The sequence below is a fragment of the Synechocystis sp. PCC 6714 genome (assembly GCF_000478825.2).
In the GTDB taxonomy this organism is placed as follows: Bacteria; Cyanobacteriota; Cyanobacteriia; order Cyanobacteriales; family Microcystaceae; genus Synechocystis.
In genome coordinates, this window is sequence record NZ_CP007544.1 from 34011 (window position 1) to 48443 (window position 14433).

Annotated in this window: 17 protein-coding genes; all 17 read left to right on the plus strand. The window is 41.7% G+C overall.

Translation table 11 applies throughout. The annotated features are described in order from the left end of the window. Window positions 1–59 precede the first annotated feature (59 nt). The 17 genes from D082_RS16650 to cas5 all read left to right on the plus strand — a co-directional run bounded on the left by D082_RS16650 (window position 60) and on the right by cas5 (window position 14416). Window positions 60–659, plus strand: a complete 600-nt coding sequence (locus tag D082_RS16650; RefSeq protein WP_144428772.1) for a hypothetical protein — start codon at window positions 60–62, stop codon at window positions 657–659. A gap of 306 nt (window positions 660–965) precedes the next feature. Continuing rightward, a complete protein-coding gene (locus D082_RS16655) occupies window positions 966–1751 on the plus strand; it encodes an SDR family oxidoreductase (protein ID WP_028946514.1) in 786 nt (261 codons plus the stop codon). A 239-nt stretch (window positions 1752–1990) separates the two neighbouring features. Beyond that, window positions 1991–2515 carry a hypothetical protein gene (locus D082_RS19225; protein ID WP_238546928.1) on the plus strand — a complete coding sequence of 175 codons (525 nt, stop codon included), beginning with the start codon at window positions 1991–1993 and terminating at the stop codon, window positions 2513–2515. A 137-nt stretch (window positions 2516–2652) separates the two neighbouring features. Further along, window positions 2653–2874 carry a hypothetical protein gene (locus D082_RS16665; protein ID WP_028946512.1) on the plus strand — a complete coding sequence of 74 codons (222 nt, stop codon included), beginning with the start codon at window positions 2653–2655 and terminating at the stop codon, window positions 2872–2874. Between the two features lie 84 nt (window positions 2875–2958). After that, window positions 2959–3399, plus strand: a complete 441-nt coding sequence (arsC, locus tag D082_RS16670) for an arsenate reductase (glutaredoxin) (protein ID WP_028946511.1) — start codon at window positions 2959–2961, stop codon at window positions 3397–3399. Window positions 3400–3511: 112 nt separating this feature from the next. Beyond that, a complete protein-coding gene (locus D082_RS17940) occupies window positions 3512–3805 on the plus strand; it encodes an HNH endonuclease (RefSeq protein ID WP_071880937.1) in 294 nt (97 codons plus the stop codon). Between the two features lie 121 nt (window positions 3806–3926). After that, window positions 3927–4670, plus strand: a complete 744-nt coding sequence (locus D082_RS16675) for a hypothetical protein (protein WP_028946510.1) — start codon at window positions 3927–3929, stop codon at window positions 4668–4670. 294 nt (window positions 4671–4964) lie between these two features. Continuing rightward, a complete protein-coding gene (locus D082_RS16685) occupies window positions 4965–5249 on the plus strand; it encodes a hypothetical protein (protein ID WP_238546929.1) in 285 nt (94 codons plus the stop codon). A 149-nt stretch (window positions 5250–5398) separates the two neighbouring features. Beyond that, window positions 5399–5707, plus strand: coding sequence for a hypothetical protein (locus tag D082_RS16690; protein WP_040123004.1), 309 nt, complete (start codon window positions 5399–5401; stop codon window positions 5705–5707). 373 nt (window positions 5708–6080) lie between these two features. Beyond that, the gene (locus D082_RS16700) at window positions 6081–7085 is read left to right on the plus strand and encodes a YafY family protein (RefSeq protein WP_028946506.1); all 1005 of its coding nucleotides are present in this window, start codon (window positions 6081–6083) and stop codon (window positions 7083–7085) included. Between the two features lie 555 nt (window positions 7086–7640). Further along, window positions 7641–7862: a type II toxin-antitoxin system HicB family antitoxin gene (locus D082_RS16710; protein ID WP_028946505.1), complete on the plus strand. Its 222-nt coding sequence runs from the start codon at window positions 7641–7643 to the stop codon at window positions 7860–7862. After that, window positions 7855–8052, plus strand: coding sequence for a type II toxin-antitoxin system HicA family toxin (locus tag D082_RS16715; protein ID WP_028946504.1), 198 nt, complete (start codon window positions 7855–7857; stop codon window positions 8050–8052). Before D082_RS16710 ends, D082_RS16715 begins: the two co-directional genes overlap by 8 nt. Before the next feature lie 12 nt (window positions 8053–8064). Continuing rightward, window positions 8065–8730, plus strand: coding sequence for a type I-MYXAN CRISPR-associated protein Cas6/Cmx6 (cas6, locus tag D082_RS16720; protein WP_071880938.1), 666 nt, complete (start codon window positions 8065–8067; stop codon window positions 8728–8730). Next, window positions 8708–11062, plus strand: coding sequence for a CRISPR-associated helicase/endonuclease Cas3 (locus D082_RS16725; protein ID WP_040123006.1), 2355 nt, complete (start codon window positions 8708–8710; stop codon window positions 11060–11062). The genes cas6 and D082_RS16725 overlap by 23 nt, the downstream gene beginning before the upstream one ends. Further along, entirely contained in the window at window positions 11055–12710 is a 1656-nt protein-coding gene (cmx8, locus tag D082_RS16730; RefSeq protein WP_071880939.1) for a type I-MYXAN CRISPR-associated protein Cmx8, read from the plus strand. Before D082_RS16725 ends, cmx8 begins: the two co-directional genes overlap by 8 nt. Before the next feature lie 83 nt (window positions 12711–12793). Then, window positions 12794–13699 (plus strand): CRISPR-associated protein Cas8, encoded by a 906-nt coding sequence (locus D082_RS16735; protein WP_028946500.1) that lies wholly within the window; start codon window positions 12794–12796, stop codon window positions 13697–13699. A 3-nt stretch (window positions 13700–13702) separates the two neighbouring features. After that, window positions 13703–14416 carry a CRISPR-associated protein Cas5 gene (gene cas5 / locus D082_RS16740; protein WP_051738965.1) on the plus strand — a complete coding sequence of 238 codons (714 nt, stop codon included), beginning with the start codon at window positions 13703–13705 and terminating at the stop codon, window positions 14414–14416. The last annotated feature ends 17 nt before the right edge of the window (window positions 14417–14433 follow it).

Genomic DNA, 14433 nt, shown 5'->3' on the forward strand with positions numbered 1-14433 from the left:
AATTTTTTTAGGACTGTCTGGTGGATAGAAGACAGTGTAAAGCTCCTAATAGACAGCCAATGGATTTTGTTACAGGGTTTGCCAGAATTGTTCATATCCCCAGCGTTTACCCCATGCGTTTACCTATTTTTCCTATTGTTGCCAGTATTTTAATGTCCACCTTGCCTGTGGTGGCCCAAGTTATCCCCTCATTTGTTGGGTTACGCTATGAAGCTATCTCAGATCCCGACCTTGAAACCTTGGTTTACAAAAACCTTCCAGCGGGCATGGTTTCTGAAGGAGACTCCATAGTCGGTGAAGTTGATATCCCCCAACCCTTGTCTGTTTCCTGGTATCGCCTGGGGGATGTGCGCTATATGTGGTTTGAGAAAATTCTTTCTAATGTCATTACGGAACGTCCCAAAGGATTAAAGAATCATCAAACCATTTTGGTTTTGGATGCGGTGCAACTGCCCGATGGGGAATTTTATCTTTTGCGTGGATGTGAACGTAACGGTGAACAAGATCCAGAAATTTTTGTTGTTGGAGACACTACAGATCCAGACTCAGAATGGGTCACCGAATTTAAACAAGTCTGGCGGGCCAATCGGCAAACGGAAAAGCTTGAAAAAATCTCCCCTGTCGGTATTCGCTGTGAGAATCCAGCCTGGGGGATCTAAACGCATTGCCGAAACTGTCTATTAACCATTTGATAGTGTCTAGTTTTACTCCCTTCTTAATTGTCTAGTTGGTAGGAGACAGTTAGTTTTGTTTTTTCCAGAATCTCTGCTGAGTAAGCTTTTAAGTTATCTAGTCAGCACTGGACATCGTGAAGTAGCCGCAGCATTTATGTGTCTTGTCAGTGCTGGACAGTTGTAAATTCTAGGAATGGCTGTGAACCCCTAGTAATTTTTTGAGGTCTGGTTACATAACCGACTTACCATGGTTGGAGAATAACCATAGCTTGGTATGGAGAATAATTCCGAATGTCCACTTCTGCCTTTCCCAGAACCGTTTTAGTCACTGGTGTTACTGGACGTACAGGTTCATTGGTGTTCCAAAAATTACAGGCTCAGCCGGAATATTTTACTGTCAGAGGATTGGGGAGATCACCGGAGAAACAGCAACAGGTGCTTGGGGAGCAATCGACGTGTTTTGTAGGAGATATACGCAAACCAGAAACTTTAGTCGAGCCTCTGCGGGGCTGTGATGTTTTGGTAATTTTAACCAGTGCGATTCCTGTGGTGGTTGGACAACCAGAACCTGGGCAACGTCCTCCCCTTGGGTTTTTGACGGGAGAGATGCCGGAGGATGTCGATTATCATGGTCAGGTGAATCAAATTGAAGCGGCTAAGGTGGCTGGAGTCGAGCATATTATTCTGGTGGGTTCGATGGGAGGAACCAATCCAGATCACATGCTAAATAAGATTGGTGATGGCAATATCTTGCTCTGGAAACGCAAGGCTGAGCAATACTTGATTGATTCTGGTATCGATTACACGATTATTCGGGCAGGGGGTTTATTGGATCAGCCTGGGGGTAAGCGAGAGCTTTTGGTGGGGAAGGACGATCAATTACTAATTGATCCACCGGAGGGTATTCCGACTTCTATTCCCCGTGCTGATATTGCCGAATTAGTGGTACGGGCAATTATTGAACCTCAAGCCCGTAACAAAGCTTTTGATGTGATTTCCAAGCCAGAAGCCGATACTACGGCCACTGTTACGAGGGATTTTGCTGGCCTTTTTTCCCAGACAATGCCGGGATTGTAAGCTTCTGTAATTTTTTAAGACTGTCTAGTGAAATGTCTATTGGTTACTTGGTAGTGTCTATTCTTGATTTTCCCAACTGTCTAGTGAGCAGGAGACAATAATGAGGTATATTTTCAGAATCTTGTTTGGGCAAGCATTTTAAATGCCTAGTTATCACTGGACAGTGTAAAGTATCGGAACATTACTAGTGTCTAGTAGTCACTGGACAGTAGTAGATATTTGACCCGTGGAAGAATCCAATGCTGCCGATCGCCGATTTGTTGACCCGTTATAACTTAAAGACCCGCCAGAGCCTCTACAACCGTATTAATGCTTTGGGGCTTGAACCGACCCGTAAGGGGAATAAGGTTTTGTTTGATGACGAAGCGGTTAAGCTACTTGACCAATTGGATGAACATCTAGAGGAAGGTGGAACCCTCAATAACTTTGTCCCTCCCTCTGAAGTAACTACAGTGGAAAGCAGTATTGAATCCGTTGCCGTTGATTCTGACCTTCTCCCTTTTGACCCCGGCATGGTGGCTCTGATTCAGTTAATGGAATCTAGGCGATCGCCGTTGGATAATCTCAGGGATTTGGAGGATGCGGTCAGTTATGGTTGGTTGCTCACCACCACGCAGATAGAAAAATTACTAGGGGTTAAACCCAGAGGTGAGCAGTTTGATCGCCAAGGATTCTTATTTACTCGCCAGGGCAAAGCGGGACGAGAAGCCCAATGGTCGGTGATAAAAATTACTAGGGGCTTACGGTCTGTGGAGATGGAGTAAGGAGGGAGTGGATTACATAACTCAAAGGTTTGCTGTGAGTGTCAAGCACTCGCTAGACACTGTATATTTTCAAAGAGACAGTTTCCTGAAAGCTTTGATTGTTAACAGTTTCAAGAATAGACACTTAGGTCAATCCTATGAATGCCTCCCCTGATTTGACCCCCGACGAGATTCAAGATATCACTGATTTTTTGGTGACGGTTTACCAGGGCAACATTGAAAACATTGAAATGCCGGAGGAAATTAATGATGAACTCTATCGCTATACTTTCTGGGATGGCCCCAAACACATCCAGGTTATGGTCAATGAAAAAACGATGAAGATTGCGACCCGTATTTTGAACCCTGATGAGATTTAGGACTGTCAGTCTTTCACTAGACACTGTTCACCATTCACTGGACATTTGCCCAAAAAACCCATTAGATAAGGCTCAACAAAGAATATGATTGTTATTTACCACAATCCAGACTGCGGCACATCAAGAAACGTTTTACAGTTGATTGAAGCGGCGGGTTATTTGCCCCAGGTCATTGAGTATTTAAAGGAAGGTTGGACAAAGCCCCAACTCTTAGGATTATTTGCGGCGGCCGATCTAACACCCCGCAGTGCCCTACGAACAACCAAGTCTCCTGCGGCTGAACTGAACCTGTTAGAAGAAACTGTAACGGATGCTCAAATATTAGATGCAATGGTGGAGTATCCGATTTTGGTAAATAGGCCAATTGTCTGTACTCCCAAGGGAGTCCGGCTCTGTCGCCCTAGTGAAGTTGTTTTAGATTTGTTGGATCAGTGGCCTTCTGGCCCATTTGCCAAAGAAGATGGTGAACTGATACTGGATGAACAGGGAAATCCTGTCAAACTTGGATTGTCTACTACTCACTAGACAGTTTTCCGAAAGTTTCGCTCCCTATAGCCTTTGGGGAATTACCAGTGGTTACTGAGCTTGTCGAAATAGGGTTAAGAATAAGTGTTGAATTTTTTACTAGGGGTTTAGGGTGAAAGATAATCGTTATTCTCCTGACTGGACTGCGATCGCCACCACCAAAAAGCAGTCCGTTAATTGGGTCTGTGAACGGTGCGGGGTGCAATGTCTTAAGCCTGGAGAGGATAAAGAGTTGTCAAAGGAAGAACGCTATCGGCTCAGGATGGCGGTTCACCATTGCGATTACAATCCAGCTAATAATTCCCCTAGTAATTTGATGGCCCTTTGCTTGCCTTGTCATCTCCACTATCACCGCAGGCAACAGGGGAATGTCACACCAGGACAGTTATCGTTGGAATTTTGCTAGGATTTGTTTACGTGTTTTTTAACTGAATTTGATTTCCCTCTCTATTGAAAAGTCTCAGAGGGGAGGCTAGAAACATAAAATGTCACTTAAATTACTAATTTAACTATTTTTTATAAAATTTATGAGTCATAATCAAGAAACACAAGACCAAATACAAGACCAAATACAAAAACTATTTGATTCTTTGGAAAATGCGACACAGCGTTGTGTTGAAGAGCACTTTACTGAGCCAGCTCAAGTCAATGAATGGAACTTAAATGATGTATGTCATGCGGTATCTAAATATTTTGAAAAAGATATTAAAAATACATTAAAGATATACAATGGGCAAAAGTTAATTCAAGAACAGTTAAACGTAATTACACCGCGTCTTCAACTAGTTATAGAAGATATTAAAATTATTAAAGACTTAAGAGAAGAAGTTAAACAATTAAGAATAAGATATGAAGATTCTTTTAAATCAATCCATTTAAGCGTTGATTCTTTTCAAGATACTAGCAGAACTTTGTCTGAATTGATTAACAGAACAAAAGAAGATATTGATAAATTTCCGACAAAAGATTCGATAGAAATAATGATTCATAATCTTACAAGAGAGCTAATTTCTCAAAACACTTTTGATTCAAGATTGAACTCTATTGATGAAAGGATTAGAAGTAATGAAATTTCATCTAGAAACCAATTTTTAATTACTATTGCAACTCTTATAATAGGATTTATAGCTGTGATTGTGCCTCAATTTTATATATTATATGAAGATAAAAAAAACTCAGATAAATCAAAAGAAATGTCTAGTACGGAATTAGAATGCCCAAAACCTCTAATTGTGACCGATGCCAGTTTTACTCCCATAATCCTCATCTAGTTTGTGTGGTTCATCCTATTGGAGTGGAGGGAAAATGTTCCGACTTCAAACCCGACCTAATTCACGGGCGGATGAAGATGAATAATGGTCGCCCCTGGGTTATTTTTGGTGGGATGGGGAGCTATCTCCCAATAGGCCTGTTACATTGACCCCAGGGGAACAGCTTGAAATCTTGGACTTTCACCCCTTTTTTACTGGAGTTTGCCCTAAGTGTGGTCATGGGTTTGACCAGGATAATCCTCCCCCTATTTATTGGGATTGTCCGGCCTGTGGTTGGGTGGATGATTCGGTGTGATGATGATATTGCTTGCTCTATTTCAACCCCTTGAATTTCCTGATTCCTTCAATCAGGCGATCGCCGTCAATGTTTATGCCGAAACCATTTGCAAGAGTCAAGATCCTTTGGACGTAGCCCGTGGGGAAGCAACTCAAGCGGCAATGCAAGCTTTTAACCGCCATCGGCAACGACACGTTTTTCCCTTGGAAATCTGGGAACCCACCGAAGACCCAACGGAAGTAGAATTGCTGAGACGTTGGGACGAGTTTTCACAGAAGGTCTGCCCTGAAAGGTTGGAGTGATTATTTTCGCCAAGGCCAATGGGTTCCCATCTCAGTCTTTGCTGACCAGATTAGGTAAAGCATCAAGAGGCTGACTCCGGCGAGGAATGGTAATAGATCTTCCTTCATAACCCCTAGTAATAAACTGAATTCACTGTGCCCATTGCCCAATGGTCGTAATTAGTATGGATCAAAACGAGTGGATTATCTTTGCCGAGTTGCGACGGTCAGACTTTGAGTTGATTGTTTCAATCCTATCTGACCACTTCCCTCGTCTGGAATGGGGTTCACAGTGCGACGACTGGCTCTGGATTTATCGCCGGGACTACAAGTTAGAGATTGACTCGTTTTCGTCGATGGAACTGGAGGTGAAGGGCCCAAGGAAAGCCTATGGTTTGGCCCAGGAAATTTTGTGCCTGTTGCCGCCTTCGGTATTCGTTCAGGTTTTTGAAAGACCTAAGTTGGATCTCACCCGCTGAAGCCCCGATTAATAACCTTTTGGTTAACTATCACAATTTGTTAAGACCTTGCAACGGCTGATCTTATGTTGCGCTAGTATTCCGTCATACAGTAGAAACCTACCGTCAGTTATGAAAAGTAGGCGATTATCGATCCGGGTTCCAGACCCGTTACTTGGTCGGTTGGAGTCTTATCTTGACCAGCAGGGTTTGACGGTGACTGAGGGGGTATTAGCGTCCTATGTTGGGCAAAATGAACGGTTACCTTTCCTAGCGTGGATTGGTCGTGTTAAGCAACGCTTGGTAGTCTTGAAAAACAATATTTTTTTACCCTGAAGATTTTTTGCAGGGGCCGTATTTTAGGCTGTAAGTAATGAGTTGAGATGACTAATCAATGACGGCTCAAAATGTACTTTCCCCTCGACAGCTTGAACGACTACTAGCAATTGATGAATATATTCGCTCACCTATTCGATATACAGCAAAAGTAATTGCTGAAAAGTTAAGTGTAGCGGAAAGAACGATTCGTCTCGACTTTGCTTTTTTAAGAGATAGATTTAATGCTCCTATTCAATTCAATCAGTCTAAAGGCTACTACTATTCAGATAATACTTGGCGTTTACCAACAATCCCTTTGACCCAAGGGGAATTATTTGCTTTGACGTTGGGTGCAAGGGCATTAGAAGCTTATTCTGGGTCTGCCTATGAAGCAGAATTACAATCGTCCATTAAGCAGTTAGCAGCTCGTTTACCGCAAAAGATTTGGGTGGATTTAGAACGATTAGTCGATGAGCGGATTCACTTTCAACCAGGGGCAGAATTGTTAAATCTTGACCCGGATATTTATCAGGTCTTACATGAGGCTTGGAGGTCGTCACGTTCATTATGGATGCGCTATTACACTGCAGGCAGGAATGAAGAATCGGAACGTATTGTTGACCCCTATTATTTGGATATTTATCGGGGTAGTAACCCCTATTTAGTTGCTTTTTGTCATAATCGCCAAGCATTTCGGGAGTTCCGTTTAGACCGTATTCGAGAATATCGAATCTTAGATGAGCATTTTGAACCTGACCCTAGCTTTGACTGGAAAAAGTATAGTCAGAATGCGTTTCAAGTGGAAAAGGGCGATCGCCTTCATAAAGTAGTGATTGATTTTGCATCGAGGGCTGCTCCCTATATCAGAGAGCGGGAGTGGCATCCCTCCCAAAGGATTGATGAGCATCCTAACGAGTCTTTGACATTGTATCTGGAAGTGGGAGGACTTCAGGAGGTGAAGCGGTGGGTGTTAGGTTACGGCAAGGATGCTTTGGCCAAGTCTCCACCGGAACTGGTCAAATTGCTTCAGGAAGAGACTGAGGCAATGGCCCGACAAAACGAAATTGGAGGTTGGGAGTAATGCAAGAGGTTACTATAGCTATAGGCAGACCTCCATTGATGCAACTGGTTGGCCCGCAATCAGACTGCGTTGAGCACATAAGTGCGGTATCGGATTACCCTCCTATACTCTCAACCTTTGATGCCATAAGGCGTTCCGTGTCTGCCCTCACAAAAAATCTAATGATAAGAGTGGTATCGGAGAGACTTATGCTAGAATGAAGCAACAAAAAGACGACCGCCGTCCGCATGGGATAGGGTCGCTTTCACAAAACTAATTTGATCATTATGGAAAACCGCCAAAAATTCAAGGATTCAGGCTTATTCCCTTCAATATCTACATCTTCTTACCACGACAGGGAATTTGTAGAGCGTTTAATCAGTGAGAATCAGCAACTACGTCAATTGGCTTGTCCGCTATCTGATGACTGTCTTTGCGTTGATGACTGGCTACAAAAAGACTACGCCAAAGATAGGGGCTTGTAATTGCTTAATGACTTACTCCCTGTCTGACTTTTTGATGGGAAGTAAGTATTTGCTAAAAGTAAACTATACGTTTTATGGAGACTAATACAAAATGCATCAAATTTTGACCATTATTGAAAAGGATGAGTTTGGCTATTATGCTTATTGTCCTGCTTTAGAGGGTTGTCAAACTCAGGGAGATTCTTTGGAAGAAGTTGAGCAAAATATCAAAGAAGCCATTGCATTATACCTTTCTACGTTGACGAAGGAGGAAAAACAAAAACTCTTTGATAAAGAGTTAACTGCAATGATGACAGAGGTTCAAGTTGCCTAAAATACCGCGTTTAACTGCAAAACAAGCTGAGAAAATGCTCTTGGATGCTGGGTTTGAATTGTTACGAAGTGAAGGTAGCCATCGTATTTATGGCAAACAATCACGCAGAGTTGTAATTCCATTTCATTCTGGCAAAATTTTGCATCCAAAAATTGTTAAGCAAGTAATTCAAGCAATTCAAAATGATTAATTGGTGATTATAATGAACTTTATTGATTTGGCCTTTCCTGTAAAAGGTACAGTGCTTAATGCCGATCACAATTATTATTTGTATTCGGCGATCGCCAAAGAGTTTCCTATCCTTCACGATTTACCCGATTTGGCAGTTAATACTATTTCTGGCAAGCCAGATCGAGAGGGTAAAATTCTATTAGTGCCAGGTTCTAAACTTTGGATGCGTTTACCGATTGACAACATTACCCACATTTACCAATTGGCAGGTAAAAAGCTTCGTATTGGTCAATATAGTATTGAGCTGGGTAATCCTAGTTTGCATCCTTTAGAGCCGGTAGAATCACTGAAAGCCCGTATCATTACTATTAAAGGTCATACCGAACCTATTTCTTTTTTGGAAGCAGTAAAACGGCAACTTTTTGCCCTTGAAATTACTGAAGGGGATGTAGGGATTCCAGCTAATCATGAGGGGATTCCGAAGCGGTTAACGTTGCAAATTAAAAAACCAGAAAGAACCTATTCTATTGTCGGCTATAGCGTTTTATTATCTAACCTCTCTGCTGAAGATTCTTTGAAAATTCAACAAGTTGGGATAGGAGGGAAACGTCGGCTTGGCTGTGGTGTGTTTTATCCCGCAGTTAAAAAATCTACTAATTCAGGAAATAAGAAAAATGTTGAAGCAACTCTTGGCTAAGAGTTTACCGACTGATCCACAAAAAAAGCCTTTGTCCCTTGAGCAGCATTTATTGGATACAGAAACAGCGGCTTTAGTGATTTTCAAAGGTCGTATGCTTGACAATTGGTGTCGTTTTTTTAAGGTTAAAGACCCTGATGAGTTTTTATTGCACTTGCGGGTAGCGGCCTTATTTCACGATCTGGGTAAAGCTAATCACGAATTTATAGAAGCTGTTACAGCTAAAGGCTTTGTCCCACAAACGTTACGCCATGAATGGATCAGCGCCTTAGTGCTTCACTTACCTGAAGTCAGGCAATGGTTGGGAAAAAGTAATCTTAACCTAGAAGTTGTTACAGCGGCGGTGTTATCCCATCACCTAAAAGCAAGTCCTGATGGAGATTATAAATGGGATGAACCTCAAAAATCAGGAGATAAGGTTGAGACTAAACTTTATTTTAATCATGAAGAAGTTGACCGTATTCTTAACAAAATTGCCAATTTATTGGATGTTGACAGCAAACTACCTGAATTGCCTAAAAAGTGGATTAAGGGAGATATTTTTTTGGAAAATATTTATAAAGATGCTAATCAAATAGGCAGGAAATTTACTCGTCAAGCCAAAAAAGATGACTCTTTAAAAGGTCTACTTTTAGCGGTTAAAGCGGGACTAATCGCTAGTGATTCTGTTGCTTCTGGTATTTATCGCACTCAAGATTCAGAGGCGATTGCCAATTGGGTTAACCAAACTCTCCATACAAATTCCATTACACCAGAGGAGATTGAGGAAAAAATTCTTCATCCCCGTTATCGCCAAGTCGAGAAATCGATTAACGAACCGTTTCAGTTAAAACGCTTCCAAGAAAAAGCAGAAACCTTAAGTTCTCGTTTGTTACTGATGAGTGGCTGTGGGTCGGGTAAAACGATTTTTGCTTATAAATGGATGCAAGGTGTTCTGAACAAGCATCAGGCAGGCCGTGCTATTTTCCTTTATCCGACTCGTGGAACGGCAACGGAAGGATTTAAAGATTATGTTTCCTGGTGTCCTGAAGCTGATGCCAGTCTATTAACCGGAACTGCCACCTATGAATTGCAGGCGATCGCCAAGAATCCAACGGAAGCAAATGAAGGCAAGGATTATCAAGCTGATGAAAGACTTTATGCTTTGGGTTACTGGGGAAAACGCTTTTTTTCGGCAACCGTTGACCAGTTTCTCTCATTTTTGACCCACAACTATAAAAGCATTTGTTTATTACCAGTTTTGGCAGATTCCGTGGTGGTAATTGATGAAATCCATAGTTTTTCGCCAGAGATGTTTGATAGCCTGGTCTGTTTTCTCAAAACTTTTGACGTTCCGGTTCTTTGTATGACGGCCACGTTACCCCAAACTCGCATTGAGGATTTAACGATTCAACTTGATAAGGACAAAGACGGGTTAGGGTTAGAGGTTTTTCCCACGTCTGATCGCTCAGAGTTGGCAGAACTTGAAAAGGCGGAAGGGATGGAGCGGTATCTGATTGCTCACACTAATGAAGAAGCCGCGCTAGACCTTGCCGTTAAAGCCTATCAAGACTCAAAACGAGTGTTATGGGTTGTCAACACCGTTGATCGCTGTCGAGAGAAGGCACGCAAGCTGGAATGTTTACTGAAAACTGAAGTTTTGACCTATCACAGTCGTTTTAAGCTGGCCGATCGCCAAAACCGTCACCGAGAGACAGTAGAAGCATTTGCTTTACATCAAGCTCAAGGAGAGAAAAAAGCGGCCATAGCGGTTACAACGCAGGTGTGTGAAATGTCCTTAGATTTGGACGCAGATGTATTGATCACAGAGCTGGCTCCCATTTCTTCATTAGTACAACGTTTTGGGCGATCTAATCGCGGTGACAAGAACGATAAGACTGAACCTTCAAAAATTTATGTTTATAAGCCACCGAAAGATAAACCCTATAAACAAAAAGATGATCTAGATCCTGCTGAAAAATTTATCAATGATGTATTGGGTCGAGCAAGCCAAAAGCTATTGGCAGAGAAACTCAAAGAACATTCACCGCCTGGACGATATTCGGATGGTTCAGCCCCTTTTGTTACTCAGGGTTATTGGGCAAGCTCCGATGAACCTTTTAGAAAAATTGATGACTTTGCTGTTAATGCGGTTCTGACGGAAGACTTAGGAGAAATTACTCAATACTTGAACAGTAACCCACCAAAGCCTATTGATGGCTTTATTGTGCCAGTTCCTAAAAAGTATAAGTTCCAGGGTTTTTCACACAGGCCACCACAATTGCCCAAATACCTTGAAATTGCCGACAGTAAATTTTATTCATCAAAACGAGGGTTTGGAGACGATGCCTAAAACTCAAGCAGAAATCTTAACACTAGACTTTAATTTAGCTGAGTTACCTTCTGCACAACATCGTGCTGGTTTAGCAGGACTCATTTTAATGATCCGAGAACTGAAAAAATGGCCATGGTTCAAGATTCGCCAAAAAGAAAAAGATGTTCTTTTAAGCATTGAAAACCTCGATCAATATGGGGCTAGTATTCAGCTTAATCTGGAAGGCTTAATCGCTCTATTTGATTTGGCTTACTTATCCTTTACCGAGGAAAGAAAATCAAAAAGTAAAATCAAGGACTTTAAAAGGGTTGATGAAATTGAAATCGAGGAAAATGGTAAGAATAAAATCCAAAAGTATTATTTTTATGACGTGATTACTCCCCAAGGAGGCTTTTTGGCAGGATGGGACAAATCTGATGGACAGATTTGGCTTAGAATTTGGCGAGATATGTTCTGGAGCATTATCAAGGGTGTTCCTGCTACTCGTAATCCATTCAATAATCGCTGTGGTCTTAATTTAAATGCAGGTGACTCATTTTCTAAAGATGTTGAATCTGTTTGGAAAAGCTTACAGAATGCAGAAAAGACAACAGGACAATCGGGTGCTTTCTATCTAGGAGCAATGGCGGTTAATGCTGAAAATGTTTCTACTGATGATTTAATAAAATGGCAATTTTTACTGCATTTTTGGGCTTTTGTCGCTCAAGTTTACTGTCCTTATATTTTAGATAAAGATGGAAAGCGAAATTTTAATGGCTATGTTATTGTGATTCCTGATATTGCTAATCTTGAAGATTTTTGCGATATTTTACCTGATGTTTTAAGTAATAGAAATTCTAAGGCTTTTGGTTTTCGTCCTCAAGAATCAGTTATCGATGTTCCTGAACAAGGAGCATTGGAATTACTTAATTTAATTAAACAGCGGATTGCCAAAAAAGCAGGGTCTGGTCTTTTATCTGACTTGATTGTAGGAGTTGAAGTTATTCATGCGGAAAAGCAGGGTAATAGCATTAAGTTACATTCTGTTAGCTATCTTCAACCTAATGAAGAAAGCGTCGATGATTACAATGCCATCAAAAATTCTTATTATTGTCCCTGGTTTCGTCGTCAACTTTTATTGAACTTAGTGAATCCTAAGTTTGATCTCGCTTCACAGTCTTGGCTTAAACGTCATCCCTGGTATGGCTTTGGTGATCTACTAAGCCGTATTCCTCAAAGGTGGCTCAAGGAAAACAATAGTTACTTTAGCCATGATGCCCGTCAATTATTTACTCAAAAAGGAGATTTTGACATGACTGTTGCTACAACTAAAACCCGCGAATATGCTGAAATTGTTTACAAAATTGCCCAAGGATTTGTACTCAGCAAGCTATCCAGTAAACATGATTTACAATGGAGCAAATGTAAAGGAAATCCTAAGCTAGAGCGGGAATATAACGACAAGAAAGAAAAGGTAGTCAATGAAGCTTTTTTGGCAATTCGTTCTCGTACAGAAAAGCAGGCTTTTATTGATTACTTTGTTTCAACGCTCTATCCCCATGTTCGACAAGACGAGTTTGTGGACTTTGCCCAAAAACTTTTCCAAGATACGGATGAAATTCGCTCATTAACCCTACTCGCCTTATCTAGTCAATATCCCATCAAAAGACAAGGGGAAACAGAGTAAGTTTTCGTTTTGGCAAGATTTTTATCCATTGATGCCCCTAGGCGAGTAATTTTTTACCTTCTTACCATTTGACTTTAAACACCATGAGTAACCTCAATCTTTTTGCCACGATTTTAACTTATCCTGCCCCTGCGAGTAATTATCGGGGGGAATCGGAAGAAAATCGCAGTGTGATCCAAAAAATCCTTAAAGATGGACAAAAGTATGCCATTATCAGCCCCGAGTCGATGCGGAATGCCCTGCGGGAAATGTTGATTGAGTTGGGTCAACCTAACAATCGCACTCGCTTACACAGTGAAGATCAGTTAGCGGTTGAATTTAAGGAGTATCCTAACCCCGATAAATTTGCCGATGATTTTTTGTTTGGCTACATGGTTGCCCAAACTAACGATGCCAAGGAAATGAAAAAGCTGAACCGTCCAGCGAAGCGGGATAGCATTTTTCGGTGCAATATGGCGGTGGCTGTGAATCCCTATAAATACGACACGGTGTTTTATCAATCTCCTCTTAATGCTGGGGATAGTGCCTGGAAAAATTCTACCTCTTCGGCCTTACTCCATCGGGAAGTTACCCATACAGCATTTCAATATCCCTTTGCTTTAGCCGGTAAAGATTGCGCCGCAAAACCAGAGTGGGTCAAAGCCCTATTGCAGGCGATCGCCGAATTAAATGGAGTCGCAGGGGGTCATGCCCGTGCTTATTATGAATTTGCACCCCGGTCTGTGGTGGCTCGGTTAACGCCAAAATTGGTCGCCGGTTATCAGACCTATGGGTTTGATGCTGAGGGAAATTGGCTTGAATTGTCTCGTTTAACTGCTACTGATAGTGACAATCTTGATCTACCGGCCAATGAATTTTGGTTAGGAGGTGAACTGGTGCGGAAAATGGATCAAGAACAAAAAGCTCAATTAGAAGCGATGGGGGCCCATCTTTATGCCAATCCTGAAAAATTGTTTGCCGACTTAGCAGATAGTTTTCTGGGGGTATAACCAATGGCACAGCTAGCATTGGCTTTAGATACAGTTACCCGATATCTCCGGCTTAAAGCTCCCTTTGCGGCTTTCCGACCCTTTCAGTCGGGTTCCTTTCGTTCTACCACACCAGTTCCCTCTTTTTCAGCAGTATATGGGCTACTGCTCAATCTAGCGGGGATTGAACAACGACAGGAGGTGGAAGGTAAAGTAACGCTGATTAAACCCAAAGCCGAATTACCTAAACTGGCGATCGCCATTGGTCAGGTTAAACCGTCCTCAACTTCCTTAATTAATCAGCAGTTGCATAACTATCCAGTGGGTAACTCTGGCAAGGAATTTGCTTCAAGAACTTTTGGTTCTAAATATTGGATTGCTCCGGTGCGACGGGAGGTATTAGTTAATCTTGATTTGATTATTGGACTACAATCTCCGGTTGAATTTTGGCAGAAACTTGACCAAGGTTTAAAGGGAGAAACCGTAATTAATCGTTATGGATTGCCGTTTGCTGGGGACAATAATTTTCTTTTTGATGAGATTTATCCCATTGAAAAGCCAGATTTAGCTAGTTGGTATTGTCCTTTAGAACCAGATACCAGACCGAATCAAGGAGCTTGCCGTCTGACTTTATGGATTGACAGAGAGAATAATACTCAAACTACAATCAAAGTATTTTCTCCTAGTGATTTCAGGTTGGAGCCACCCGCAAAGGCTTGGCAACAGTTACCAGGGTAAATTGATTATTAAAGAAT

Coding starts and splice junctions, on each gene's coding strand:
- D082_RS16650 (WP_144428772.1), top strand. CDS start 60: ATGGATTTTGTTACAGGGTTTGCCAGAATTGTTCATATCCCCAGCGTT.
- D082_RS16655 (WP_028946514.1), top strand. CDS start 966: ATGTCCACTTCTGCCTTTCCCAGAACCGTTTTAGTCACTGGTGTTACT.
- D082_RS19225 (WP_238546928.1), top strand. CDS start 1,991: ATGCTGCCGATCGCCGATTTGTTGACCCGTTATAACTTAAAGACCCGC.
- D082_RS16665 (WP_028946512.1), top strand. CDS start 2,653: ATGAATGCCTCCCCTGATTTGACCCCCGACGAGATTCAAGATATCACT.
- arsC (WP_028946511.1), top strand. CDS start 2,959: ATGATTGTTATTTACCACAATCCAGACTGCGGCACATCAAGAAACGTT.
- D082_RS16675 (WP_028946510.1), top strand. CDS start 3,927: ATGAGTCATAATCAAGAAACACAAGACCAAATACAAGACCAAATACAA.
- D082_RS16685 (WP_238546929.1), top strand. CDS start 4,965: ATGATGATATTGCTTGCTCTATTTCAACCCCTTGAATTTCCTGATTCC.
- D082_RS16690 (WP_040123004.1), top strand. CDS start 5,399: ATGGTCGTAATTAGTATGGATCAAAACGAGTGGATTATCTTTGCCGAG.
- D082_RS16700 (WP_028946506.1), top strand. CDS start 6,081: ATGACGGCTCAAAATGTACTTTCCCCTCGACAGCTTGAACGACTACTA.
- D082_RS16710 (WP_028946505.1), top strand. CDS start 7,641: ATGCATCAAATTTTGACCATTATTGAAAAGGATGAGTTTGGCTATTAT.
- cas6 (WP_071880938.1), top strand. CDS start 8,065: ATGAACTTTATTGATTTGGCCTTTCCTGTAAAAGGTACAGTGCTTAAT.
- D082_RS16725 (WP_040123006.1), top strand. CDS start 8,708: ATGTTGAAGCAACTCTTGGCTAAGAGTTTACCGACTGATCCACAAAAA.
- cmx8 (WP_071880939.1), top strand. CDS start 11,055: ATGCCTAAAACTCAAGCAGAAATCTTAACACTAGACTTTAATTTAGCT.
- D082_RS16735 (WP_028946500.1), top strand. CDS start 12,794: ATGAGTAACCTCAATCTTTTTGCCACGATTTTAACTTATCCTGCCCCT.
- cas5 (WP_051738965.1), top strand. CDS start 13,703: ATGGCACAGCTAGCATTGGCTTTAGATACAGTTACCCGATATCTCCGG.